Below are 25,964 nucleotides of genomic sequence, written 5' to 3' on the forward strand. Positions count from 1 at the left end.
CATGGTCGGTATCGGGCATTCTATTCGCTCACTGTTGGGCCTGATGGCGCTTTTTGTCGCCATCACGGCATACCCTGTCGCCGCAGAGATCTACTCTACCCCTTTACTCCGAGAGGCCGAGGGATTGGTGGACATCATTCCCCAGCAGTCGAAAGAGATCACCTCCAACTATCTGGCTAATCGTCGCCTCAAGGTCGAGACCAACACCAATATGACCAATCGCGATGGTAATGCAGATACTCGCTCGCCGACTAGCTCGGTCGAGGCGCTCAAGATCCTTGCCAAAGCCGAGTTTAATCTCGCCAATTACGCCGATGCCAACCTCAGGCTCGAAGAGGCGATCGCACTGACCGAGGCTCACAATCTACCCCTGCTGAACATCGATACTCGCGTGTTGCTGACCCACTTAATTTGGCTTAAAGATGGTGATGCGCTCAAAGCATCCGCCTCTTTGGATAAGCTGCGTAAAGATTATCAGGTTATTCGTAACTCTGAGCAGTTTGCCAAGGGCATCAATTATCGCCTGACCATGTTCGAGGCTGAACTCGCCTCAGCTGAAAACAACCTTGAGAAAGCACAGGCCCTGTATGATGCGATCAAACCCTTTGTCGATCGCTCGAATAACCCGCGCATGTTTATCGAGTTCCATACCACGGTTGGCCAGCATTATCTCGAGCACCGGCTGTACAACCGCTCGCTGTCTTCACTGTTAATGGCCTACTGGAAAGCCATCGAAGAGAACTCTAGCGCCCAACTAGCCATCGTCAACAATCACTTAGCTGAGCTATTCTACGAGCGCAAGGTCTTGGACAAGGCGCTGAATCATCTCTCTCAAGCGGCTGACTTCTACGATAATTACCAGGCCTCACCCCAGTTAATTAAACTGCTTAAAATGATGGGTGATGTCTACTACCAACAAGGCCGCTATAACCTCGCCTTGGTCCACTATTTCAATGTCCTCGACCAAGAGCGCAACGGCAGCAATGTTGGGAACGTCATCGAGATCCGTCTTGCCCTCTCTGAAGCGTATCTGCACTTATACAACTATTCCCTAAGTGAGCAATATCTCCATCGTGCCCAGGAGCTGCTCAAATATACCGACTTGCCAGATATGCAGGGACGAGCTTTACTGCTCAATGCTAGCTTGGCCTACCACCAAAATGACAACAACGCAGTCATTACTTATGCTGAGCAGGCACTCGATATCGGTGAGCAACATGATAATCTCGAGTTGGAAGCCAATGCTCACATGCTACTGCACATGGGTTATGAGCGCCTGATGAGCTATGACTATGCCTTACTGCATCTCAAGCGCTACAACCGCATTAATGCCATTCTCCAAGAGTCGCTTAACCTCATCAATGAAGAGGCATTTCGCCAGCAAAAGGAGTTTGTCGAGAAGACACTGCATCTGGAGGGACAACAAGAAGAGCTGCAGGATACCCAACTGGATCTGATCACTTACCGCCGAGTCACCATTGGCCTGATGATCACCTTGATGTTGATTCTGATCTGGTTCTCGCGTCGCGGCGTCGTACTGCAACGCCAGAAGCAACAACTCAGTGTGCTCAATCGTGAGTTGTTTCGCCATACTCGCTCGGGCCTTGGCAACCTGCGCATGCTCAACAAGCGCTTGCCACCCAGCCACAAAGGCCTGACTGAATGGCACGTTGGAGAGCTTATCCATGAGCCACTCAGTGATCGTCTCCACTTCGTACTAATTGATGTTCCGCTACTGCGCAACCTATACCTACAACATGGCTACGAGGCCGGCCTCAAACTCGAGCAAGCATTTGGTGCCTACCTGAGTACCAAGGTAAAAAGCCCAGCGCGCATCTATCACTACTCAGACGCAAACCTACTCTATATAGAGCCCAAGGAGCATCCCGAGCAATCACCCGAGGATCTGTTTGATAAGGTTCAGTCGTGGATAGATGACTTCGAGCCTAATCTAGACCTCAATCGAACCGTGCGGATGGGGATTGCCGACTATCCTTTCTTGCCACGAGCCTACACGGCGGTGGATGACAAAGAGTTACTCGATATTTTGCTGATGTCGGCCAGCTTGGCGCGGAATATCAGTATTCAAGAGCAATCGAGTCAATGGGTGTATTTTAAGGCAATTGAGAATGCGCCAGCGGCCAGCATGGGGCGTGGCAATGTGCGTAAGGCGTGTTTGACCGCGATCAATCAAGGCCTGATCAAGGTGCATTCCTCTTGTCAGAATGAGGATGGCCTCAAGAAAACACTCAATAACCAATGATTTAGCCCACAAAGCGCCAATCTGATCGTGACTGATGACATAGACATGCTATTATCGATAAATCAATAAATTAGGCTACTAGGCCCTGAGCAAATAGTTGTTTATACATGGAAGTTTTGGACAAAAACACCCAATCTGAGGTTCATAAACTAAAGCTTCAGTTGGAGCAGTCGTTGCTAACCCAGCGGGAAAAAGGCTTTAAAAGTGATCGAGAATTGATGATCCTGCGACGTATCGTCTCTTCTCTGATCCAAGCTTGCCCTACCGACTCTGAGTCGCTGCGTGGGCGACTCGATGACTTACGCCATGCGATGGAGCAACGTCAAGACATCAGCAAGCTCGTACCGCAGCTTGCAGTGGTCGAGCGTCAGCTTCAACAACACATCACCAATACGCAAAAACACCGCCAGCATAGTAGTCAGGACTTCCAACGTTGCAGCGAGGTATTGCTGCATAACCCAGACTTGCCGCTCAAGCTCAAGCGAGACCTACGCAGCTTGCTCGATCAAATAACTCAGCCCAATCACACCACACTTGAGCTAACAACATCGATACTCATTCTTTACCAAAGAGCTATTCGCGCCTTAGCTGGGAGTTCAAACGGTCCTGATAGTAAAGCTGCCGAGGTACAAGATAACGAGCTGCTTAGTACCTTATCGACTCAGCTCCAGCACCTGATCACAGAGCTGGACTTTGAAGGACAATCGGGTGAGCAACTCTACGACATTCGCGCCCAGCTATTGATTGGCACGACAGCAGAAGGATTGCTTGAGCTGACTCTTCAGGTGCTTAAGCTGGTTATTGAGGGTACTCACCGCGAACGGGATACCTCAGAAAAATTTCTAGAACGCGTCAATGCGGCGCTAGCCTCGTCACTCAAGCGCAGCACCCACAGTATCGATACTCATACCAACTATCTCGAGCAGCGCAAAGAGATGGGGCGAGAGATCAACCGCCTGACGGATAAATCTCAGCAATATATCGACCAGGCAGATAATCTTGGGCAGCTAAAGACTGATATGACAAGCTTGGTTTCGCAGTTGAGCTCACTCTCGGAGCGACTGACCCTAGCGGAGCAGCGTGAGCAGATCCTGCTCGAGCAAATGACCTACAGTAAGGGGCAGTTGGAAACGCTTTACCAACACACGCTTGGTCAGCAGCGCCGCCTAGAAGATCAAGCTAGACGCCTGTTACTTGACCCCCTCACTAAGGTGTATAACCGCAGCGCGCTTTGGGATCGCCTTGAGCTCGAGTACCGCCGCTGGGTTCGTGACCAAGCACCGCTGCACCTGGTTTTGATCGATATCGACAAGTTTAAGACCATCAATGAGCGCTTTGGGTACGCCGCCGGAGATAAGGCACTCAAGATCATTGCCCGCACCATTAGCGCCGAGCTAGAAGATACCGATACCCTAGCCCGCTTTGGTGGAGAAGAGTTTGCCCTGCTGCTGCCCAATCGCGTTGATAATGACTGTCGCGAGTTAGTCAAGCGCATCCAGTCAGCCGTCGCTAAGCTGCCGTTTAAGTTCAAACAGCAGCAGATATCGATCAGTTTGTCTGTGGCAGGTACTGAGTTCAAAGATCCAGATTCACCTTCATTGGTGATGGAGCGCACTCAACTGACGCTCAATAAAGCGAAAAAGAACGGCGAGCAACAGATCACCTGGTGTTAATGCTTAGGGCAAAAGTGAGCTAAGCTCACATTTCAAGCGAAATTTATTCAGTCACCGCTCAGTAAGCAAGGTTACGGTGACCTGGATAGTAACAGAGGTGGGAATTACCCTCATTAGAACAATAACTTAAATCTACCTATCTCAGGTAACCTCAAAGGAGGTTTTTATGATCACCCATATTAGTCCCGCGGGTAGCATGGACTTGCTTTCTCAGCTCGAGGTGGAACGATTAAAAAAAACCGCATCTAGCGAGCTCTACCAACTGTATCGTAACTGCACCTTAGCGGTGCTCAACTCTGGCAGCCACACCGATAACTCCAAGGAGCTGTTGGATCAGCACAAATCATTCGACGTTGCCGTCATGCGCCGTGAGCGCGGCATCAAACTTGAATTAACCAATGCACCCGATCAGGCGTTTGTTGATGGTGAAATCATCAAAGGGATCCAAGAGCACCTCTTTGCCGTGCTGCGCGACATTGTCTATGTCAATATGCACCTCGCAGATAATCAACGCTATAACCTCACCAATGCGGTGCACATCACTAACCTCGTGTTTAGTATTCTGCGTAACGCCAGCACCCTGATCCCCGGCACGGACCCAAACCTTATCGTCTGCTGGGGGGGCCATTCCATCAATCCAACCGAATATCAATACACCCGAGAGGTCGGCGCTGAACTTGGCCTGCGTGAACTGAATATCTGTACTGGCTGCGGCCCTGGTGCGATGGAGGGGCCAATGAAGGGCGCGACTATTGGCCACGCTAAGCAGCGCTACACCAACCAGCGCTATATCGGGCTGACAGAGCCCTCGATTATCGCCGCTGAGCCGCCAAACCCAATCGTCAATGAGCTGGTGATCATGCCGGATATCGAAAAGCGCCTTGAAGCCTTCGTCCGCGTTGCTCACGGCATCATCATTTTCCCGGGAGGCCCAGGCACTGCGGAAGAGCTGCTGTATATCTTAGGCATCATGATGCATCCAGAAAATGCCGATCAGCCTCTACCCATCGTTCTTACTGGCCCGAAAGAGAGCGAGGAGTACTTTCGCTCAATCGACCGCTTCATCGGTGATACCTTAGGTGAGCAAGCGCAAAAGCTCTACAGCATAGTGATAGACGACCCTGCTAAGGCCGCGCGCGCAATGAAACAAGCCATGACAGCGGTGCGCAGCCACCGACGCGAGAATGAGGATGCTTATAGTTTTAACTGGTCACTCAAGATTGCGCCTGAGTTTCAGCTGCCCTTTGACCCCAACCACGACAATATGGCGGCGCTGGATCTTCACCTCAATCAGCGACCGGAGAATTTGGCTGCCGCCTTGCGCCAAGCTTTCTCTGGGATTGTGGCTGGGAATGTCAAAGCAGAGGGGATCCGAGAAATCGAGCGACATGGCCCATTTGAGCTGCACGGCGATCGCACGCTAATGAAAAAAATGGACAAACTGCTGCAAGACTTTGTCGACCAAGGACGGATGAAGCTGCCAGGTGGCAGTGCCTATGTGCCGTGTTACAAAATCATAGCCAACTGAAACATCGCTGACATTCCACGGCACATTGTTTACAATAAGGGCGATTAAGCCCTTATTTTTTGGATCATTATGTCTCTTCACCTGGTTATTATTGACGCCTTAAACCTCATTCGCCGCGTGCACTCTGCTCAGCCTGATCCAAGTGATATCACGCGCACGATTACCACCACTGAGCGTACCCTGAAGCGAATTATCAACGAGAGTGAACCTACGCATATCATTGCGGTGTTTGATCATCATCTGCAAGAGCGTGGTTGGCGCGCAGAGCTGCTGCCAGATTATAAGGCTAATCGTAAGCCCATGCCGGAGCCCCTTCTCAACGGATTAGACCGCATTCAACAAGCGTGGTGGGAGCTCGGTATCGATTCGCTGTTGTCTGAGGGGGATGAGGCCGATGATCTAGTGGCAACCCTTGCGGTCAAGGTGGCCAGTCATGGTGAAAAAGTCACGATTATCTCGACCGATAAAGGCTATTGTCAGTTGCTCTCACCCACGCTGCAAATCCGTGACTATTTCCAGCACCGCTGGCTCGACGCGCCATTTATTGAGAAAGAGTTTGGCGTAACACCCAATCAACTCGCCGATTATTGGGGTTTGACCGGGGTAAGCTCGAGCCAGGTACCCGGGATCCCCGGTATCGGCCCCAAAGCCGCTAAAGACATCCTCACTCAATACCCTGATATCGAAACAGCTCACGCCTCAGAGGAACTCGCGGCCAAATATCGCAAGAAGTTTGACCTACATATCGAGTCTGCGCGTCTGTCTAAGCGAGTATCTGCGCTTAAAACCGATATTGAACTCGGTTTTAACCTGCAAGATATTCGTTACGCACCATCAGAATAAACCAAGGGAGCCTTTTGGCTCCCTTACTGTCTCACTCTCGGCTCGCACTGATTAGTGAGGGGAGATATTTGACAAGCACTGCACGTGAACCGTGATTTCTTCACGATCGTGGTACAGGTGCTTGGCTTGAAGTTTAAACTTGACCCCATTCTCAATCAGGAACAGCTTCAAGTTCTCGATATCATCAAGCACCTCATCGTAGCGCCCCTTCATTGGCAGCTTGAGGTTAAAGATCGCCTCTTTTGCCCAGCCTCGGATGATCCACTCACCCATCAATTGAGCAACGCGCGACGGTTTCTCGATCATGTCACACACCAGCCAAGTGACGTTCTTGCGGGCTGGTTCAAACTTAAACCCATCCTCTTGATGGTGTTTAACCTGGCCCGTTTCCATCAAGCTGTCAGCCATCATGCCGTTATCCACTGAATGGACAAACATCGAACGCTTGACCAATTGATACGTCCAGCCACCTGGACAAGCACCGAGGTCAACGCCCCACATACCCGAAGCAAGGCGTTCATCCCACTCATCACGTGGAATAAACACGTGAAAAGCCTCTTCAAGCTTAAGCGTTGAACGACTTGGCGCATCCGCCGGGAACTTCAAGCGTGGAATACCCATAAAGAACTGCGAGTTATTCTCGGTCAGTGAGTAGCCAACGAAGCAGTGACCCGGGGCGACAAAGCACAAGTGCAAAACGGGCTTTTTCGGATTGTCTTTCGCCAGCAACAGGCCTTTACCACGTAAAGCTTGACGCATCGGTACCGTGAACTTACGGCAGAACTTCAGTAGTTCTTTGGCTTCGTTGGTATCAGGGGTCTCAATGCGCAGGTCGCCACAGCGTGGGAAGTGCTCAACATCGGCCAGTTCGTTTAGGATTGGTGATATACGATCGCTACTCGGTAGATCCTTCAGCTCCGCCGCCACGGCAAAAATCTGGCGGGCAAAGATCAGTGATTTAAAATCTAGCTGCTTGACCAGCTTCTCTGCATCACCGTCTTGATAGCACTCAAACAGCACAAAGCCAGAGTGGTTTTTAACGCGAGGAAAGCCAAACACCTCCAGCTGAGTTGCTTTGTCCTGGATTTCACCAGCACACTCTTTTTCAAAGCCTGAGCGGCAGTAAAGCATTAAGTGTTTCACAAGTTACCCTCGTTATTCTGCTTAGTATTCGATTGAAGTGCGGCGAGAACAAACAGTCCCCAACCAAAAATAAATGTCATGCCACCAAGCGGGGTTATTGGCCCAAACCACTTGATGCCTGTCAGCGCCAGTGCATACAGACTGCCACTAAAACAAAGGGTGCCGATGATAAAGCAAATTGCGGCGCGGCAAAAATTTTTTTTCGCCTTTTCACTCATCTCGAGCTGTTTGATAACGATAGCACAGGCGATAATCGCCAGAGCGTGAATAAACTGGTACTGCACCCCAGTCTGGAACACCTCAAGCAGGTAGGGACTGACAATGCCTTTCAACCCGTGCGCAGCAAACGCCCCCAGCATCACAGCTAACCCATTAAGCCCGCCGCCCAAAGCGAGTAGATAGTGGCTACGCATGGTGTGAGTGCTCCTTAACAAAAGCGGCCAACTGCTGCGCGGCAACGCTCAGATTATCCGCCTCAGTGAATCCTGAGCGTTTACGTGGCTTGAAGCTATGGTCACCATCATCAATAAAGTGCACTCTAATCGAGTCTGATAGAGCAAACTCAGCCAGTTCTTCGCGCTTACCGAAGGCATCTCGCTCACCTTGCAAGATCAAGCAAGGTTTATCGAGTGTCGCCAGATGCTCGCCCTTATAATTTTCTGGCTTTCCTGGGGGATGAAAAGGAAAGCCAAGGCAGGCTACCGCCAAAACGTTGGGGTGCTCGGTAAGTAAGCTGGCCATTCGTCCTCCCATCGATTTGCCACCAATCACAACCTTGCGTGGCGCGACGCTATCAATCACTTGGGTAAACGCCTCGAGCAGCTTTGGGGCTCTATCAGGTGGGCGACGTTTACCGTCTTCGGCTCGCTTAACCATATATGGAAAATTAAACCGCATCACCTGCACCCCATGCTGGGCTAACTGGCTGGCCACAGACTGCATAAAATCATGGGTCATATCGGCGCCTGCACCATGAGCAAAAAGAAACAGCGGCTGCTGCGCGCCGCCATCAATTAATCGATTATCCATTGAGCACCTCCGGTTGCTCGCTATTGGCCTTGGCAATCATCCAGTCGCGGAAAGTGGCGATGCGCCCCATATCCGCTTGCTTCTCATGACACACCACATAAAACGCGTTCGGGGTTAAAAGCACCTGTTCAAAAGGGGCAATCAAGCGCCCAGCATCCAGCTCAGACTGCGCTAGAACATTGTTACCCAATGCAATTCCCTGACCATGAATGGCTGCCTGAAGCACCATTGAGGTATGGCTGAAAATAGGACCTTGATTGACATTGACTGAGGTTAGATCGTTTTGCTTCACAAACTGTTTCCACGCTTTACGCGAGGTGTTGTGTAGCAGGGTGTGTTTGGATAGATCTGCTAATGCCTCAAGTGGCTTTTGTCCCAGCAATAATGCCGGCGCGCACAGTGGCATAAGGTACTCTTGATAAAGCTTGTCCGCACGCAATCCGCCCCAATTGCCTCTGCCATAATAAATCGCGACATCGACATCGTCTGTCAGTGAGCCTTCATCCAGATCCACAGCCTTAATGCGCACATCGATATCCGGCTCTTGTTGATTAAAATCGGCCAGGCGAGGCACTAGCCACTCGATGGCAAAGCTTGGTGGCATAGCGATGGTCAAAGCACCCTTTTCACTGCGCTCAAGCACCTTATCAGTGGCTTCTGCAATCGAGGTAAAAATATCTTTAATATCGGTAAAGTAGCTTTGGCCTTCCTCGGTAAGAAGCAACGAACGATTGCGCCGCTTAAACAGCTTAAGGCCGAGAAATTCTTCCAGTGCTTTGACCTGATGACTGACTGCAGCCTGAGTGACAAACAGCTCTTCAGCAGCGCGGGTAAAGCTTAGATGGCGGGCAGCAGCCTCAAATACCTTGAGTGAGTTGAGCGGGGGGAGTCGGCGTGACATCGGACAAGTTTTCCATTAGTTTTTTTAATCCGAAACATTATAATTTGTCGATTGCTCAACAGCCAGAGAAATTCTATATTTCTCCCCGTAGCAACGAGCCTGAACGGCTTAATTCTCTCTAGAATTAATTGGCTGGTTACTATGATGTTGTGTTTGCAAAACTCGAATTTCGAGTTTAGGTAGATTTCTACCAGTCGTTTGGTCGCCGCCTCCTTGGCGACTAAACCATACTTCCTGGATTCATTTTGACCTGTCTGTCAAAAAGATTTTTTCTACACCGCCTATTGATGGCGGTGTTTTTTTATGCGCGTAAAACACAGGGGCAAAACATAGGGACGAGGTGCGAGTGCTTCAGCGCGCGTAAAAACTTCTCGCCTCTCGCAGCATCGCGATCTCGCTTCTCGACTCTTCGCATCTTGTCTAAAAAAATAAAAAAAGGCGCAAACCGATAAGATTTACGCCTTTGTCTAAATTATTCATCAAGCCTGCGAAACTAAGGGCGATAAACCTTCACGTTGTTGAAGCCCTGCTCTTGCAGGTAGAGTGCCTGTAGGCGGCTCATTACGCCACGGTCACAGTACAGAAGGTAGGTCTTTTGTTGGTCAAGATCGCCAAATTGAGTACCTAGCTTGTAGAAAGGTAGGTGTTTGACATCGACACCATCGATCTCAAGAGGGCTCTCGTCCTCTTCTTCTGGACTACGAATATCAAGCACGATAGCATCGGTTTCGACATCTTGCACTTGCTCGACTTCTGGCGCGGCTTCTTGACTCTCGGTCTCAATCTCGCGGATATCCATCACGCGCGCTTCCGCGACGACTTTGTCTAGCACTGAGTAATCAAACTTCTCTTCTTCCGCTTCAAGCTTGGCTTTTACCGCTTTAACGGTTGGCTTGCGTGAGATCACGCCGCAGTACTCTGGCATTGTCTTGGCAAAGTCTTCTGTACCAATCTCACGCGCAAGGTCGATGATGTCTTCTTTGTCCCAGTTGATCAGTGGACGTAGGATCAAGCTATCTGTCACACCATCAATATGGCGCAGGTTGGTCAAGGTTTGGCTGGATACTTGGCCTAATGCTTCGCCAGTGACCAGTGCTTGGATACCAAACTTGTCCGCAATCATGCCGCCGGCACGCATAAACATACGCTTAAGCACCACACCCATTTGACCATCATCCACCTTCTCGAGGATCTCAGCCACGACCGGCTCAAAGTCCACCGCGATGAACTTCACCTTCGCCGATGAACCATATTTGTTCCATAGGAAGTGTGCGACCTGCTTGACGCCAATCTCGTGCGCTGGCCCGCCGAGGTTGAAGAAGCAGTAGTGGGTCTTTGAGCCACGCTTGATGTGTAGGTAGCTTGAGACGCCAGAGTCAAAGCCACCCGAGATCAGGCTCAATACATCCTCTTGTGTACCTAGAGGGAAGCCACCAAGACCTTTATGACGGGCAATGACTTGATTGAGCTTGTCGCCCGCAATCTCAATTTTAACCGTGACCTCTGGCTTGTGGAGCTTAACCGAAGCTGATTCTACCGCCTGGTTTAGACCGCCACCTACGTAGCGCTCAAGCTCAATGGAGGTAAAATCATGCTTACCGCGACGCTTAGCGCGCACCACAAAGGTCTTGTTCTCAATCTTAGGCCCATTAAGCTCCAGCACTTGCTCAAAGATGTTGTGCATATCAGTGAACTCTGACTGCTTCACCTCAAGCACGTGATGGATACCCGGCGTCATAGTCAGCACTTCCAATACCTCGTTGAAGTACTGATCGCTTTCTGAGGTCACCTCGATGTGATCACGGCGGTTGAACACCGCTACCGACTCTGAACGACGCTGGATAATGTTACGAATGTTGCATTCTAGAATTTTGGTGAAGCGCTTACGCACCGATTCACTTTTTACAAAAATTTCTGGATGGGGCTTTACAATGAATTTCATAACTTTTTCGCCATTTGTTCGTAATCGGATACAAGAGCACTGAGTGGTAGACCTAACTAGGCTCTATAAGCATAGCAACCTGAGGCTACCGCGTGGCACCAAGCCTATCGAACAAATCCTTGTCTGGGTTGGTATATTAAAGGTCGGTGAGTATACATGACGTCCAGATGTCTAACAACAGACGTAAACAACAGCAATCGGCGAGCTACTTGAAGTGTGGTAATAAACCACCAAATAGCTCGTCGAGTTTTAAATCATAAGACTCTGAATTTTATCGATTGATAGGCACTTCTTCTGCCACTAATGGCTCACCCTGCATGATGTTGATCTCGACGCGACGATTGCGCGAACGCGCTGCATCGTTGTCATTGGGCTCAAGCGGTTGAGTATCTGCAAAGCCCTGTACGTGCATTCGCTGATTAGGGAAATCGTCGACTTTTTCCATCTCTTGTGCCACTGATACCGCACGCTGCGATGATAGGTCCCAGTTTGAGCGGTACAGCTCTGATTGCAGAGGCAAATTATCTGTGTGTCCCGAAATGCTGATCATACCCGGCACGTCTTTGACCAGATCAGCAATCTGACGTACAAGAGGTCGGAACTTAGGCTGGAGAAACGCGGAGCCCTCAGGAAAAGCTCCTCGCTCGCGCAAACGGATCACGATCTGCTGACCAAGGTTTTCAAGCTCTATCGCACCACTCTCAATCTCACGATGTAGCGCTGTGTTGAGTGACTCTTCCAGTAGCTCCATCTCTTGAGACATCGCTTGCGCCTGCTGCTGATCCATCTCAGGCTCATTATCTTGGTTTTGCTGAGTGGACACATCGGGTGACTGCCCGCCAGTCATGCGCCCGGCGTTACGCTGGGTGCCCCCCGCACGATCCGACTCCCCCTCATGAAAGACCAAGGTCTGCTGAGTGATGTCCATGGTTTGCTGCATAATCACATCAATTGGTGTCGGCTCTGGGCGGCCGGGACGAAACTCTTGCGCGATGATACTGGTCCCTTTGGGAATATCTTGGATCTCGAGTCGATTTTGTACCCCGAAGGCAAACTTCATTGAACCAGCAATTTGCTTAAACTTAAGCACGTCCATCTCAGAGAAAGACAGCAGCAGCACAAAAAAGCACATCAACAGTGACATCAAGTCGGCAAACGTCGACATCCAAGCGGGTGCTCCAGGAGGGGGGCATTTACACTTCTCTTGCTCCATGGTGCTAACCTATTCGCCGTCAACGCCCAAAGAGCGTTTGCCTTCGTTCAGGTAGTTTTTGAGATAGTTGTCTATCACGCGCGGATTTTGCCCATCTTGGATAGCGAGAACCCCATCCATGATCAGGCGACGATTGAGTGTCTCCTGTTCGCGGCGCAAGGCCAACTTGTCGGCAATGGGGAAAAACACCATGTTGGCCAGGATAGCCCCATATAAGGTGGTCAACAGAGCCACCGCCATGGCAGGACCAATCGCTTTGGGGTCATCCATGTTAGATAGCATGGCGACCAAGCCCACCAAGGTACCAATCATACCCATCGCTGGAGCGACGCCACCAAAAGAGCGGAAAACCGCTCCTCCAGCATCATGACGCGTATCTGTCAGGCCAATGTCTTTTTGCAGCGCAGCGCGCACCACATCGGCATCATGACCATCAACCAGTAAGTCTATCGCCTTTTGCATAAAGCTATTGGAGATCTCCATCTCCTCAAGTGCCAAAAAACCGCCTTTGCGAGCGGCATCCGCCATCTCAACGATCTTAGCGATCAAGTCCTCTGGCGAGTCGGTTTTGTAAGTGAACGCTTTAATGGCAATTTTAGTCGCGCCAAAGAACTGGCTAACGGTGAACTTCATCAACACCACAAAGGTCGAGCCGCCAACCACAATCAAGATAGAGACCACATCAAAATACATTGATATGCTACCGCCGATCACCATTGCCATGATCACAAAGCAAAAGCCACCAATTAGCCCTATCAGGGTTGCTAAATCCACTCGATGCTCCTCGTACTTATTTATAACGCCAAAATCGGCGCTATTCTAACTCAGTTCATATCGTTGATGCTGCACTTTAGGTCAACAAATTGCCCGCTATGATCAACGCAGATATCTGCATTATCGGCACCTTGGCGATAACATTTAGTCAAAAGTAGATTTTTCTACCAAAAACTTCACCTTGTGCCTCTCTCACCGACGCAAAACGATAGCTTAGTTCCAACCAACTTAATGCTTAACTACACATGACGTTTATCACGGACAAATTCATGACTTTTGTGATAAAAAAGCCTGATAAGTTTGACCATTACCCTGCCCTCATGTAACTTGCCAACATTCGTAAGAGAAGGGATATTGAATGGCTACTAAGAAACCAGAAAATATGAGCTTTGAGGCCAGTATTGAAGAGCTCGATATGCTTGTTGAACAGCTCGAAAATGGCGACCTTGCCCTTGAAGATGCATTGAAAAAGTTCGAGCGCGGCATCGCGCTAGCACGAGCAAGCCAATCGAAACTCGAACAAGCCGAGCAGCGCGTCAGCATCTTGCTCGAGCAGGGCCAAAATGCACCGCTCGATGACTTTCAATCTGAACCAGAATCATAAAGACGAATCATGATCGAGGCCTTAAGCGAATATCAATTACGCAATAACCAGCAGCTCAACCGCTGGCTAGCCATATTACCGCATCAAGACGATGCCCTGATCCAAGCGATGAAGCATGGTCTGCTGCTAGGTGGCAAACGAGCGAGACCTTTTTTGGTCTACGCGGTTGGCAGCATGCTTGGCCAGGCACTTGAACACCTTGACACACCCGCTAGTGCCATCGAGTGTATCCACGCTTACTCATTGATCCACGATGACTTACCTGCGATGGACGACGATGAACTTCGTCGAGGCCAGCCAACCTGTCATGTTAAATTTGACGAAGCAACCGCTATACTTACTGGCGATGCGCTGCAAACACTCGCCTTCACCATCTTAGCGGATGGCGCTTTGTCAGCAGAGGCTGAGCCAATGCGCGTCAAACTTATCTCTGAGCTTGCCCGTGCATCAGGAGCGCAGGGAATGTGTGTCGGGCAAAGCCTCGACCTAAAAGCAGAAAATCGAGCGGTTGGACTTGAACAGCTTGAAGAGATCCATCGTAATAAAACAGGAGCATTGATCCGCTGTGCCGTTCGCCTTGGGGCGCTTGCCGCGGGTGAAAAGGGTCTTAGCGTCATGCCAGCACTTGACCGCTTTGCCGCCGCCATCGGCTTGGCATTCCAGGTTCAAGACGACATACTGGACTTAACCAGCGATACTGAAACATTGGGCAAGCCGCAAGGCTCAGACATCGCGCTGCACAAGAGTACCTATCCTGCACTCTTAGGCTTAGACGGCGCGCAACAAAAGGCGAGCTTGCTCCTCGAAGAAGCACTTCAGGCATTAAACGAAGTGCCCTATGATACAACCCTATTACAATCATTTGCTCAATATGTGATTGAGCGAAAGAACTAATAAAAAGTGCGCACATAAGAATGACTCTTGATATTGCAACATATCCAACTTTGGCTTTGGCAAATACCCCAGAAGAACTTCGTAGTCTGCCGAAAGAAGTTCTGCCGCAGTTATGTGAAGAACTCCGCACCTACCTACTCAACTCAGTTAGTCAGTCGAGCGGACACTTGGCCTCCGGTCTTGGCACCGTCGAACTTACGGTAGCGATCCACTATGTCTATCACACCCCATTTGACCAGTTGGTGTGGGATGTGGGTCACCAAGCTTATCCGCACAAAATTCTCACCGGGCGGCGTGATCAGATGTCGACGATCCGTCAAAAGAATGGCCTGCACCCTTTCCCTTGGCGAGAAGAGAGCGAGTACGACACTCTATCCGTTGGCCACTCGTCGACCTCAATCAGCGCTGGCTTAGGCATGGCGATTTCAGCAGCGAAAGAAGGCAAGAACCGCAAGGTTGTGAGCGTAATTGGCGACGGCGCCATTACAGCAGGAATGGCATTTGAGGCCATGAACCATGCCGGTGATGTCGATGCTGATATGCTGGTGGTACTCAATGACAACGAAATGTCGATCTCGGAGAATGTTGGGGCGCTCAACAATCACCTTGCGCGGATGCTGTCTGGCAACTTCTACACCTCGATTCGTGAGGGGAGTAAAAAAGTCCTCTCTGGCGTACCACCTATCAAAGAGCTGGTTCGCCGCACCGAAGAGCATCTGAAGGGCATGGTGATCCCAGGTACCCTCTTTGAGGAGCTCGGGTTTAACTATATTGGCCCTGTCGATGGTCACGATGTCTTGGATTTGGTCAAAACGCTTAAGAATATGCGTGATCTTAAAGGTCCGCAGTTCCTGCATATCATGACCAAGAAAGGCAAGGGCTATGAGCCAGCGGAGAAAGACCCGATTGGCTATCATGGGGTACCCAAATTTGACCCAGCCCAAAGCCGCTTACCGAAGAGTAATGGCGCCAAGCCAACCTTCTCGAATATCTTTGGTGACTTTTTGTGTGATATGGCCGCGCAAGACGCGAATTTGATGGCGATAACGCCAGCGATGCGTGAGGGATCCGGCATGGTGCGTTTCTCTAAGCAGTACCCAGATCAGTACTTTGATGTTGCCATCGCCGAGCAGCACGCCGTAACGCTAGCGACTGGTCTAGCGATTGGTGGTAACCAACCGATCGTCGCGATTTACTCGACGTTCTTGCAACGTGGCTATGACCAGCTGATCCACGATGTGGCGATCATGGACCTACCTGTGATGTTTGCCATTGACCGTGCCGGTCTAGTCGGCGCAGACGGTCAAACCCACCAGGGAGCGTTTGACCTTAGCTTTATGCGCTGTATCCCCAATATGGTGATCATGGCGCCAAGTGATGAGAACGAGTGTCGCCAAATGCTCTACACCGGTCATAAACATCAAGGGCCAAGCGCCGTGCGCTATCCTCGCGGCAGTGGCTGTGGCGCTGAGGTTGCTGCAGAATTTACTGCGCTTGAGATTGGTAAAGGGCGTATAGTGCGTCAAGGTGAGAAAGTCGCGATCCTAAGCTTTGGTACCTTCCTGCCTGAAGCAATGATTGCTGCGGAATCTCTTAATGCAACGGTGGCGGACATGCGCTTTGTTAAGCCACTCGATGAAGATCTGATTATCGAGCTTGCCAACAGCCACGATGTCCTAGTCACTTTGGAAGAAAACACCATTGCCGGCGGCGCAGGCGCAGGCGTACTTGAGTTTATGATGAGTCACAAGCTCTTAAAACCAGTACTCAATCTTGGTCTACCCGATCGCTTTGTCGCCCAAGGCTCCCAACAAGAGCTCTACACCGAACTCGGCTTAGACGCCAAAGGTATCCAAAGCTCCATCGAAGACTATCTAGCCAAATAACCCCTAAAAAAAGCAGACTCTCAGAAGTCTGCTTTTTTATGAGCTAGCAACAAGTTACTCATAGTCCCGATAATTACCCAATCTATCGCACGCACAATACCCCTCGTACCCCGCAGCGAAGCGTACCCGAACCTCGGTCCTAGTTTTTAAGGCTGTTTCCACCCAAACTCACTAAACAGACGTTGCCAAGTTGAATCAAAATTCGCCTCTAACCTAAGCTTTTTACCGTTAAATGGGTGAACAAACTCCAGCATTGAGGCATGCAAAAGCAAGCGGTGGCAATCATAGTGCTCTCGATACAAGCGATTGTGTCGACCATCACCGTGCGTGGTATCACCCACAATCGGATGGCTGAGGTGATGCATATGACGACGTAACTGGTGCTTGCGACCGGTTTTTGGCTTCATCTCAATCAGAGAATAGCGGCTGGTTGGAAAGCGTCCGGTAGAGTGCGCTACCTCGACCTTAGCCAGTGGCTGATAGGCAGTAATTGCCTCTTGAGCCTCTTTGTCCTGGTCAGCAAACTTGTCAGCAATCTTATCCAGTTCAACCTTGAGGGGATAATCCAGCACATCCCCCTGCTCTATCCAACCACGCACCACCGCGTGATAGGTTTTTTCCATCTCGTGGTTAGCAAACATCGGCATCACCTGCGCGGCGACCTCGCTCGACAAGGCAAAGACCAACACACCCGATGTCGGACGGTCAAGGCGGTGTAGAGGAAACACGTGCTGACCTATCTGATCGCGCAGGGTTTGCATCACAAACTGTGTCTCGTGCTTATCAAGCCAAGAGCGGTGGACCAGCATACCCGCAGGCTTATTAACCGCAACCAAATAGTCGTCTTGATAGATGATTTCTAGCATGCTGAAAAGGCCTTATCTATGTCACTTATCAAGGCCAGCAGCGCTTGGTGCTCTCCTGTCTGCCAGGCCTGTTCAAAGTATGGGCTTATCTCAAAACCAACTGGCAGTGGCTGTTGTGTGTTGATCATCTCGCGCATACGCACAATAAATACCCAATGTAACCACTCCTCTGGAGTAAGGGTATCAATAGCAAACGGCTGGCGGCTGGCAAGCTTTTCTTGACTGGGGGCTACGCTTTGCCAGAGACCACCTTTGCGCATAGTTTGCTCAAGCTCAAGCAAGAGCTGGGAGACGCGTTGACTACGTGACATGTTTCACCAAGTAAATTGATTCTAGACCTTGAAAATGGCGCTAAGGATACCATTTAACAAGGTAATATTCTCTTTTATTGCTGAGTGAACATGGAAACCCTGCATACCCTTACTGAACTGCTTAATAACAGTGGCTGTGACTATCAAATCTTTGACCTTGGTCGCCGTATCCAGGCGATCGATAACGAGACTTTTGCCAAGGTGGAGCAGGGCTTGCAGCCATACCCATACCCGGTTCAGCGCCACGCTCAACTGGGCATTGCTTACTGGAACCACAACAAGCAGCCGTGGATCTGGTTTATCAAGTTTGAACTCGATGAGCGCGGACTACTCAAACAGGCCAGTGTCGGCCAATTTATCAAGTATGTCCTTGAGGCGATGGGCGCGCGTCTGAGCACTGATATGAGTGAGGAACAACAGCAAAAACTGGCCAATAATCCCTTCACCTTCAAGCCTTCTGAAGACAAAATGGCCGTATTCCATAGCCTAGTGCGCTCCAAGCTCGATCTTCCCACAAGCCAATACTACGAGCATGCTCAGCACTACTTCACTGGCAATATGGGCTGGAATAATTGGCAAACGGTTGGACTGCAAGGCATTACCGATATGGCTGCGCGCCTAAACCTTAAACAAAATCGCACCGACATTACCCAGTCGCTCACTCACCTACCCAATGAGCCACTGTATGCCCTGCTTGGTGCGCTTGAGCATGTCGAACTGCCTAACAAGCTCACTACCCAACTAAACCAACTGACCCAAGCACAGATAGACAGCCACGAGCCTGATCTATTTCTTCTCTCAGCACTCGTGCGCTCACTATCGGGCGCGACGGCCAGTGATGTTGAGACACAATATCAAGCCATTCTCAACAGCCCACGCTTAAGCCACCCAGAGGTACTGATTGCCATTGCCGGGCGCTGTTGGCACTGGCTGGCAACACCAAGCACTGCTGAAAAATACCTACTTCGCTTGGCACAGGCAGGCAATCAAACCCTATTTAACCAAATCTTTGCAGACTTGGTTATGCTCCCTGAACTGCGCATTGTCCTCTTGCCGCTGCTGCACAGCAATCCATCTGCCGAGCTGGCGCAAGCACTGACGCAGTTGCAAACGCAAACAAAAGGAAGTTAGATGATAGGAGATCTGCTGGCAATATTAGGTCTGAGTTTACTGTGTTTTGCGTTTTGGCAACAGCGCCGCCAGGCCGAGCTGGCCAAAGCCGCCATCCAGCGCAAGTGCGATCAACTGGACCTGCAACTGGTCAGCATCGCCCTTGGAGCACATCGCTTCAAAACACCTACGGGACGCTGGCGTTGGCATACAGTCTATCAGTTTGAGTTTTCCGCTTTGGGTGATGATTGTTATACCGGCGAGTTAACCATGGTAGGTTTCAGGCCAATGAACTTTGTCTTACCACCGCATAGGATGCAGTAACCCAAATTGATAACCATTTAAACCGCGCTAGGTCGGGCCGCGCTAGGTCGGGCCGCGCTAGGCCGGACTGTATTGATATTCTTGGTAGGTGCCCTGCGCGTCCTGACACAGTCCGGTTTGTGCAAAACCGAGCTTGGTCAATAAGTGGCTCGCGCTATTTTGCCCTTGCCGTACGCTCGCCGTTACGCTTTGCAAGCCAAGTTGAACCACCGCCCTGGGTAGGAAGGCTTTGAGCGCCTCACTGGCGAGTCCCTGGCCCCATACATCGCGATCAAAAATAAAACTGAGTCGGGGCTGGGTGTTTAGATCCGCAATACTGATATGGCCAATGTACTCATTGGTCCGACTGAGCACCACAGCGATTGAGCAGCCGTTATCATCCTGACACATAGCATCAAACTGCTGCTTTGCCCATGCGACCGTTGTTCTTGGCCTTGCCTCGCTGTGGTTATTCGCCTTGCAATTGAGCATGACGAACTCATTTCTAAATTCATTGTTGTGATACGGAAGCAACAAAGTCCGTTGAGTTACCTGCGTCACGATAGCCTCTCGATACAAATAGTTAGGCAAAGCAAACGTGGAGCGATAAGTAAACCGAGTCGAAACATTGGGCAGTTAGACAATACCCTGCAGGGTGCTTTTAGAGTCCACAACAAATAGAAAGCCCCGATACTTGCGCATCGGGGCTAGGGTCTTACTCGCAGCAATCCAGCTACAAAATAGGCTCCATGCATCTTCCGTAATAGTGCCGATTCCTTCAGCTATCCATTCATCGCCTTGCCTAGCGGTGTCCTTGAGTATCCTTACACCTTTCATCCTAGAAAGGTTACGTCACCCTATCCCTGAGTGGTGTCCTTGGCACTCATCCTAAATGCGTTTCCTGCCTCGTCCTAAGGCGTCTTCCTGTCTTCCTTGGCTACGTCCTGTAAACCGAGTCCTTGGGCTTTCCTAACCAACTACCTTGTTTATTCACTTCGCTCCGTGAAGTGGATTTTCCTTTTGTGCTGACTCCCTGTCGACACCCTTAATCTACGCCTTTAGGGGTAGTTGCTCAATGCTCTGGCACGTAATCTTTTACTCAGCAAAACGAACCAAAACAATAAAAACCAACTATATCATTGGCTTATGAATAAGTGTCAGACAAATACGCTGATATAAACAATGAACTCTTACACTTCGTGTGAGAGATCTCTTACACGTCAACGCCCATTGCGCTATCCATCACTAGTCATCAAAATCGCTCCACTATTGGCACTAGAATCGCTATTATGACGCCCATACGTCAATTTGATTTCACCCACCAATGATTCTAAGGGAGCACCCATGCTTACCAAAGATGTGACTCAAGAGATTGAGCGAGCGATTGAACAAGTCCACGCCCTTGGCAAAGAGCCTAGTGTGGCGTTAGTTAAGGCCCGACTATCCACCAATGTGCCCATGCCGGCATTGATTGCCGCTATCAAGTCTTGGAAAAATGCCAGCCGAGTACCGAAAGTTGAGGTTGCGGCACCGAGTGAGAGTACTGATAAATTCAGCGCTCTTGAAGCTAAGGTTGCTGCACTAACTCTACGTATCGAGCAGCTCGAAGCCAAGCTTGAGGAGCAAGCATGAGTATCTGGGTCGATGCCGATGCCTGCCCAAAGGTGATTCGAGAAACCCTCGTTCGCGCGGCGGAGCGCACTGGAGTGATGTGTACGTTTATTGCTAACCACGCGATCCCATTGCCCAAGCGCGACAATATTCGCTCACTGCAAGTCTCGGCAGGATTTGATATTGCGGATAACGAGATTGTTAAGCGCTGTGAGAGCGGCGATCTGGTGATCACCTCCGATATTCCCCTCGCGGATGAGGTGATCAGTAAGGGCGCGCTTGCACTCAGCGCTCGCGGCGAGCTCTACACCAAAGAAACCATCAAGGCACGACTAAACATCCGTGACTTTATGGACACAATGCGCTCAAGCGGCATCCAAACCGGAGGACCGGCCGCACTAAGCCAAACCGAGCGACGTGAGTTTGCCAACCAGCTGGATCGCTGGCTCGCTAAACAGAAAAGATAGAGACGAGATTCGAGAGGCGAGAGGCGAGAATGTTCAGTTCGCGCTTTGGATTACTCGCACCTCGGAACGAAGTGAAACTCGCTCCTCGCTCCTAAAAAAGAAAACCTGCCAGATGGCAGGTTTTTTTGATTCAGTTACAGCGCCAAAGAACGTTAAGGCGTGTAGTAGGTTGCTGCGCCTGGGCCTACTGGTAGGCCTAGAACGAATACCCAGATGTAGAATAGTAGTGACCAACCCACAAGGAAGACCAGTGAGTATGGCAACATGGTTGCGATTAGGGTACCGATACCTAGGTTCTTCATGTAGCGTGTTGCAACGGCTAGGATCAGACCGAAATAGCTCATCATTGGTGTGATGATGTTAGTGGTCGAGTCACCGATACGGTACGCAGCCTGGATGGTTTCTGGTGCGTAACCAACTAGCATTAGCATAGGAACAAAGATAGGTGCTGTTACCGCCCACTGCGCAGACGCTGAACCAATCATCAGGTTGATAAAGCCACACATTAGGATGAAGGCGAAGAACAAAGTCGGGCCAGTCAGACCGATGTTCTGTAGGAACTCAGCGCCAGTTACCGCGATAACTTGACCAAAGTTAGTCCAACTAAAGAACGCCACGAATTGTGCTGCAAAGAACACCAAAACAATGTACATGCCCATTGATGACATGGATTTAGACATTGCGTTGATCACATCACGATCCGTCTTCATTACGCCCGTTGTACGGCCGTAAACGTAACCTGGAACAGCGAAGAAGACGAAGATAAAGGCAACGATACTTCTTAGGAATGGTGAGCCAGCAATTTGACCATCCGCTGTACGTAGAATGCCGTTTTCAGGCACGACGGTCCAAGCGATAAGTGCACTCACAACCAGCAGGGCGATACCTGCCATTTTCAGACCTTTCTTCTCGCTATCAGTCAGTTTACCCATGGTGTCACCCGATAGGTCTTCTGCTGCTTCTTCTTGGTTGTATTTGCCAAGTTTTGGCTCAACCAGTTTCTCAGTTACGAATGCACCCGCAAATGAGATAAAGAAGGTCGATACGAACATAAAGTACCAGTTAACCTCAGGACCAACACCGTAAGTCGGGTCAATCATTTGTGCTGCTGTCTCTGTAATACCAGAAAGCAGTGGATCAACCGTACCGATAAGAAGGTTAGCTGAGTAGCCACCAGACACACCAGCAAACGCAGCGGCTAGACCCGCTAGAGGGTGACGCCCCATAGAGTGGAAAAGCATCGCTGCAAGAGGGATTAGAACGACGTAACCCAACTCTGAAGCCGTGTTTGAGATGATACCGGCAAAGACAACCGTTACAGTAACCATGCGCGTTGACGCGCCCATTACAAGGCCACGCATTGCCGCAGAAAGTAGACCAGAGTGCTCAGCGATAGCAACACCAAGCAACGCAACCAATACGGTACCTAAAGGAGCAAAACCAACAAAGTTTGAGACCAGATTAGTCACGATACGCTCAAGGCCATCGGCATTGAGTAGGCTCACAACGTGGATCATGCCGTCAGCAGCACGACCAGCAGCGCCTTCTGGGCGAGGATCAACGACTGAGACGCCGAAGTAGCCTGCAATACCTGAAGTGACTACAATTGCTAAACAGAAGATAGCAAATAGTGTGATTGGGTGTGGCAGTAGGTTCCCTAAATATTCTACCGCATCAAGAAAGCGCGTAAATGGCGACTTCTTTTGTGTGTTTGTATCTTTAATTGAAGCAGATGAACTCACCTGTTCCCTCCTTAATATTCTGTTGTGGCTGCGTGCGAACGAAACACGAAGCAGGCGCAGATTACTGTACTGCGCCGAGAAAATGAAGGGTAAAAAGGAATAAATCCGCAATAAATATCCGGAAAAACCGAATAAATTACACAAAAAAACTAAAAAAGAATAAAGTTACAACATAATTAAAACAGAAAAATTACCAGGTCGATGCTTCTGTAACGCACGAAAACACTAATAATTTGGTCAACAGCAAGCAAAATTAACTGTGCTGTTTTATCCGAGGGTTAAAATTTCGATATAATGATCACACCTAATGCCATTTTTGTGAGCCTGATCAATGTTTACCATCACTCCTATCGGGGTTATTGAGAGCCCATATAAGGAAAAGTTCGCCGTTCCTCGCCAGCCAAGACTGGTTCCTGCCGCAAGTGCACGGGTAAAACTGCAAGGTGAGGCCAACTGCTTGGAGGCTGTGCGTGGCCTTGAGGCCTTCTCTCATGTCTGGCTGCTGTTCCTGTTTGATCAAAACCTAGCGGCTGGCTGGAAACCCACCGTCAGACCCCCTCGCCTTGGCGGTAATGAGCGTATCGGTGTGTTTGCCTCACGCTCGACCTTTCGCCCCAATGGCATCGGCATGTCTGCCGTCGAGGTCAATGGCATTACTCAGCAACGCGATCAGATTTACCTGGAGCTCGGCAACGTCGATCTCGTCGATGGCACGCCGATTGTCGATATCAAGCCTTATATCCCCTACAGTGACGCTATTGAAGCCGCTCAGGGAGGCTACGCAGACGCGGAGCCAGAAACCAAAGCGGTTGAGTTTAGCCCTATCGCCAGCCAGTTTCTTGAGCAGCGTCTTGATGGCGAGCAGGAAAAACTTGTTATCGGTCAGGTGCTGGCACAAGACCCAAGACCTGCCTATAAAAAGAGTAAGCCAGACAGTAAAGAATATGCGGTCAATTTGTACGATATGAACATCAAATTCCAGGTTGCGGGCAACTTAGTCACGGTTAGCACTATAGAAGACTTTAGACCAGACCAATAGACTGATATCATACACGGCTTAACTTTATTCCCTCCCGGTGAGGGGTCCATATAATATGATGAAACGGATACCATAGAATGCGTACCAGTAACTATCTTCTTTCTACTCTGAAGGAGACTCCAAACGACGCAGAAGTGATCAGCCACCAGCTGATGCTTCGTGCAGGTATGATCCGTAAGCTAGCCTCTGGTCTTTACACCTGGCTACCTACCGGTCTACGTGTGCTGCGTAAAGTCGAAAACATCGTTCGCCAAGAGATCGATAATGCAGGTGCAGTTGAGACTTTGATGCCCGTAGTGCAGCCGTTTGAGCTATGGGAAGAGACTGGCCGCAGCGAGAAAATGGGCGCTGAGCTACTGCGTTTTACTGACCGCCATGAGCGTCCGTTTGTTCTTAGCCCAACGGCAGAAGAAGTGATCACTAGCCTTGTGCGCAATGAAGTGAGCTCTTACAAGCAGTTGCCGCTAAACCTTTACCAAATTCAGACCAAGTTCCGTGATGAGCGTCGTCCGCGCTTTGGCGTGATGCGTGCACGTGAGTTCTCGATGATGGATGCCTACAGCTTCGATATCGATAAAGAGGGCCTAAAAGCCTCTTACGAAGCAATGCACACCGCTTACTGTAAAGCCTTTGATCGCATGGGTCTCGACTACCGCCCAGTATTGGCAGACACTGGCGCGATTGGTGGCAGTGGCTCGCACGAGTTTCACGTACTGGCTGAAAGCGGCGAAGACTTGATTGCCTTCTCTTCTGAGTCAGACTACGCGGCGAACATCGAAAAAGCCGAAGCACTGGCACCAGCAGCAGAAGCGCCAGCACCAACCCAAGAGATGACGCTGGTTGATACACCAAATGCCAAGACCATCGCAGAACTGGTCGAGCAGTTTGACCTGCCAATCGAAAAGACGGCTAAGACACTGTTTGTTAAAGCGTCTGAAGAAGTTGATGCCGACATCATCGCCCTAATCATCCGTGGCGACCACGAGCTTAATGAAGTTAAAGCAGAAAACCTCACACAGGTCGCCTCTCCTCTTGAGATGGCGACAGAAGAAGAGATCCGCGCACTGATCGGCGCAGGACCTGGCTCACTTGGCCCAGTAGGTCTTGAGCTACCGTTTATCGTTGACCGCACCGTTGCGGTAATGAGCGACTTTGGCGCAGGCGCTAACCTTGATGACAAGCACTACTTTGGCATCAACTGGGGTCGTGATGCAGAGCTGGGTCAAATCGAAGATTTGCGTAACGTAGTTGAAGGTGACCCAAGCCCATGTGGTCAGGGCACTATCTCACTTAAGCGCGGTATCGAAGTTGGCCATATCTTCCAGCTGGGTACCAACTACTCTGAGAAGATGAACTGTGGCGTGCTTGGCCCTGACGGCAAGAACGTGATCCTAGAGATGGGCTGTTACGGTATCGGTGTATCGCGCGTCGTCGCCGCAGCTATCGAGCAAAACAACGACAAGTATGGCATCATCTGGCCAGACGCAATCGCGCCATTCCAGGTTGCGATCGTGCCGATGAACATGCATAAGTCTGAAGAAGTGAAAGCGGCCGCTGAAAAGCTGTACGCTGATCTGACCGCGATGGGCATCGAGGTTCTGTTTGATGACCGTAAAGAGCGCCCAGGCGTGATGTTCTCTGATATGGAGCTGGTTGGCGTGCCTCACACTATCGTGATTGGCGATCGCAGTATGAAAGAAGGCAACTTCGAGTACAAGAACCGCCGCTCGGGTGAGAAAACAGCGGTTGCGATGGCAGACATCGTTGAGCATGTGAAAGCGCAGCTAAGCTAATTTTCAAAGCTTGCTTGATATCAAGGGGT

Annotated in this window: 24 protein-coding genes; 13 read left to right on the forward strand and 11 right to left on the reverse strand. The window is 50.2% G+C overall.

Going from position 1 to position 25,964, the window contains the following annotated elements; translation table 11 throughout:
- Position 1 precedes the first annotated feature (1 nt).
- From ACZ5R2_RS14520 to xni, 4 genes are all read left to right on the forward strand, one after another.
- Positions 2 to 2,263 carry a tetratricopeptide repeat protein gene (locus tag ACZ5R2_RS14520; RefSeq protein WP_464900047.1) on the forward strand — a complete coding sequence of 754 codons (2,262 nt, stop codon included), beginning with the start codon at positions 2 to 4 and terminating at the stop codon, positions 2,261 to 2,263.
- Between the two features lie 107 nt (positions 2,264 to 2,370).
- Positions 2,371 to 3,936 carry a sensor domain-containing diguanylate cyclase gene (locus ACZ5R2_RS14525; RefSeq protein WP_464900048.1) on the forward strand — a complete coding sequence of 522 codons (1,566 nt, stop codon included), beginning with the start codon at positions 2,371 to 2,373 and terminating at the stop codon, positions 3,934 to 3,936.
- A gap of 166 nt (positions 3,937 to 4,102) precedes the next feature.
- Positions 4,103 to 5,464, forward strand: a complete 1,362-nt coding sequence (gene ppnN / locus ACZ5R2_RS14530; RefSeq protein ID WP_464900049.1) for a nucleotide 5'-monophosphate nucleosidase PpnN — start codon at positions 4,103 to 4,105, stop codon at positions 5,462 to 5,464.
- A gap of 69 nt (positions 5,465 to 5,533) precedes the next feature.
- Complete coding sequence (gene xni, locus ACZ5R2_RS14535) at positions 5,534 to 6,307, forward strand: flap endonuclease Xni (protein ID WP_464900050.1); 774 nt, start codon at positions 5,534 to 5,536, stop codon at positions 6,305 to 6,307.
- Positions 6,308 to 6,358: 51 nt separating this feature from the next.
- On the opposite strand, the gene rlmM is transcribed toward xni, so the two are convergent.
- From rlmM to pomA, 7 genes are all read right to left on the reverse strand, one after another.
- Positions 6,359 to 7,450, reverse strand: a complete 1,092-nt coding sequence (gene rlmM / locus ACZ5R2_RS14540; RefSeq protein WP_464900051.1) for a 23S rRNA (cytidine(2498)-2'-O)-methyltransferase RlmM — start codon at positions 7,448 to 7,450, stop codon at positions 6,359 to 6,361.
- Complete coding sequence (locus ACZ5R2_RS14545) at positions 7,447 to 7,863, reverse strand: DUF423 domain-containing protein (protein WP_464900052.1); 417 nt, start codon at positions 7,861 to 7,863, stop codon at positions 7,447 to 7,449. Before ACZ5R2_RS14545 ends, rlmM begins: the two co-directional genes overlap by 4 nt.
- Positions 7,856 to 8,479, reverse strand: a complete 624-nt coding sequence (locus tag ACZ5R2_RS14550) for an alpha/beta fold hydrolase (protein WP_464900053.1) — start codon at positions 8,477 to 8,479, stop codon at positions 7,856 to 7,858. Before ACZ5R2_RS14550 ends, ACZ5R2_RS14545 begins: the two co-directional genes overlap by 8 nt.
- Positions 8,472 to 9,380, reverse strand: coding sequence for a transcriptional regulator GcvA (locus tag ACZ5R2_RS14555; protein WP_438460331.1), 909 nt, complete (start codon positions 9,378 to 9,380; stop codon positions 8,472 to 8,474). The genes ACZ5R2_RS14550 and ACZ5R2_RS14555 overlap by 8 nt, the downstream gene beginning before the upstream one ends.
- A 493-nt stretch (positions 9,381 to 9,873) precedes the next feature.
- On the reverse strand, positions 9,874 to 11,322 hold the full coding sequence (gene thiI / locus ACZ5R2_RS14560) for a tRNA uracil 4-sulfurtransferase ThiI (RefSeq protein ID WP_464900054.1): 1,449 nt from the start codon (positions 11,320 to 11,322) through the stop codon (positions 9,874 to 9,876).
- Between the two features lie 271 nt (positions 11,323 to 11,593).
- Positions 11,594 to 12,535 carry a flagellar motor protein MotB gene (locus ACZ5R2_RS14565; RefSeq protein WP_464900055.1) on the reverse strand — a complete coding sequence of 314 codons (942 nt, stop codon included), beginning with the start codon at positions 12,533 to 12,535 and terminating at the stop codon, positions 11,594 to 11,596.
- 9 nt (positions 12,536 to 12,544) lie between these two features.
- Positions 12,545 to 13,309, reverse strand: coding sequence for a flagellar motor protein PomA (gene pomA / locus ACZ5R2_RS14570; RefSeq protein WP_464900056.1), 765 nt, complete (start codon positions 13,307 to 13,309; stop codon positions 12,545 to 12,547).
- 358 nt (positions 13,310 to 13,667) lie between these two features.
- Between pomA and xseB the strand changes: the two genes are divergently transcribed.
- From xseB to dxs, 3 genes are read left to right on the forward strand one after another with little or no spacing between them, the layout of a single operon-like run.
- Complete coding sequence (gene xseB, locus ACZ5R2_RS14575; protein ID WP_464900057.1) at positions 13,668 to 13,913, forward strand: exodeoxyribonuclease VII small subunit; 246 nt, start codon at positions 13,668 to 13,670, stop codon at positions 13,911 to 13,913.
- A 9-nt stretch (positions 13,914 to 13,922) separates the two neighbouring features.
- Positions 13,923 to 14,807, forward strand: a complete 885-nt coding sequence (gene ispA / locus ACZ5R2_RS14580) for a (2E,6E)-farnesyl diphosphate synthase (RefSeq protein ID WP_464900058.1) — start codon at positions 13,923 to 13,925, stop codon at positions 14,805 to 14,807.
- A gap of 20 nt (positions 14,808 to 14,827) precedes the next feature.
- Positions 14,828 to 16,693, forward strand: a complete 1,866-nt coding sequence (gene dxs, locus ACZ5R2_RS14585) for a 1-deoxy-D-xylulose-5-phosphate synthase (RefSeq protein ID WP_464900059.1) — start codon at positions 14,828 to 14,830, stop codon at positions 16,691 to 16,693.
- A 146-nt stretch (positions 16,694 to 16,839) separates the two neighbouring features.
- On the opposite strand, the gene truC is transcribed toward dxs, so the two are convergent.
- On the reverse strand, positions 16,840 to 17,559 hold the full coding sequence (gene truC / locus ACZ5R2_RS14590; protein WP_464900060.1) for a tRNA pseudouridine(65) synthase TruC: 720 nt from the start codon (positions 17,557 to 17,559) through the stop codon (positions 16,840 to 16,842).
- The gene (locus ACZ5R2_RS14595; protein ID WP_464900061.1) at positions 17,553 to 17,870 is read right to left on the reverse strand and encodes a YqcC family protein; all 318 of its coding nucleotides are present in this window, start codon (positions 17,868 to 17,870) and stop codon (positions 17,553 to 17,555) included. Before ACZ5R2_RS14595 ends, truC begins: the two co-directional genes overlap by 7 nt.
- A gap of 90 nt (positions 17,871 to 17,960) precedes the next feature.
- On the opposite strand from ACZ5R2_RS14595, the gene ACZ5R2_RS14600 reads away from it, so the two are divergent.
- Together ACZ5R2_RS14600 and ACZ5R2_RS14605 are read left to right on the forward strand one after the other, a co-directional pair.
- Positions 17,961 to 19,001 carry a DUF3549 family protein gene (locus ACZ5R2_RS14600; RefSeq protein WP_464900062.1) on the forward strand — a complete coding sequence of 347 codons (1,041 nt, stop codon included), beginning with the start codon at positions 17,961 to 17,963 and terminating at the stop codon, positions 18,999 to 19,001.
- Positions 19,002 to 19,304: a DUF3301 domain-containing protein gene (locus ACZ5R2_RS14605; protein ID WP_464900063.1), complete on the forward strand. Its 303-nt coding sequence runs from the start codon at positions 19,002 to 19,004 to the stop codon at positions 19,302 to 19,304. It abuts the gene before it with no gap.
- A gap of 57 nt (positions 19,305 to 19,361) precedes the next feature.
- Here ACZ5R2_RS14605 and ACZ5R2_RS14610 read toward each other — a convergent pair whose 3' ends face one another.
- Positions 19,362 to 19,775 (reverse strand): GNAT family N-acetyltransferase, encoded by a 414-nt coding sequence (locus ACZ5R2_RS14610; protein WP_464900064.1) that lies wholly within the window; start codon positions 19,773 to 19,775, stop codon positions 19,362 to 19,364.
- An 852-nt stretch (positions 19,776 to 20,627) separates the two neighbouring features.
- Here ACZ5R2_RS14610 and ACZ5R2_RS14615 point away from each other — a divergent pair.
- Positions 20,628 to 20,915: a hypothetical protein gene (locus tag ACZ5R2_RS14615; RefSeq protein WP_464900065.1), complete on the forward strand. Its 288-nt coding sequence runs from the start codon at positions 20,628 to 20,630 to the stop codon at positions 20,913 to 20,915.
- Positions 20,912 to 21,361, forward strand: coding sequence for a YaiI/YqxD family protein (locus ACZ5R2_RS14620; protein WP_464900066.1), 450 nt, complete (start codon positions 20,912 to 20,914; stop codon positions 21,359 to 21,361). The genes ACZ5R2_RS14615 and ACZ5R2_RS14620 overlap by 4 nt, the downstream gene beginning before the upstream one ends.
- 152 nt (positions 21,362 to 21,513) lie before the next feature.
- On the opposite strand, the gene ACZ5R2_RS14625 is transcribed toward ACZ5R2_RS14620, so the two are convergent.
- On the reverse strand, positions 21,514 to 23,103 hold the full coding sequence (locus ACZ5R2_RS14625) for an AbgT family transporter (RefSeq protein ID WP_464900067.1): 1,590 nt from the start codon (positions 23,101 to 23,103) through the stop codon (positions 21,514 to 21,516).
- Positions 23,104 to 23,434: 331 nt separating this feature from the next.
- On the opposite strand from ACZ5R2_RS14625, the gene tsaA reads away from it, so the two are divergent.
- Together tsaA and ACZ5R2_RS14635 are read left to right on the forward strand one after the other, a co-directional pair.
- Positions 23,435 to 24,142, forward strand: coding sequence for a tRNA (N6-threonylcarbamoyladenosine(37)-N6)-methyltransferase TrmO (tsaA, locus tag ACZ5R2_RS14630; RefSeq protein ID WP_464900068.1), 708 nt, complete (start codon positions 23,435 to 23,437; stop codon positions 24,140 to 24,142).
- A 77-nt stretch (positions 24,143 to 24,219) separates the two neighbouring features.
- Positions 24,220 to 25,935: a proline--tRNA ligase gene (locus ACZ5R2_RS14635; protein ID WP_464900069.1), complete on the forward strand. Its 1,716-nt coding sequence runs from the start codon at positions 24,220 to 24,222 to the stop codon at positions 25,933 to 25,935.
- Positions 25,936 to 25,964: the final 29 nt, after the last annotated feature.

This window comes from Vibrio sabulosilitoris (assembly GCF_055391395.1).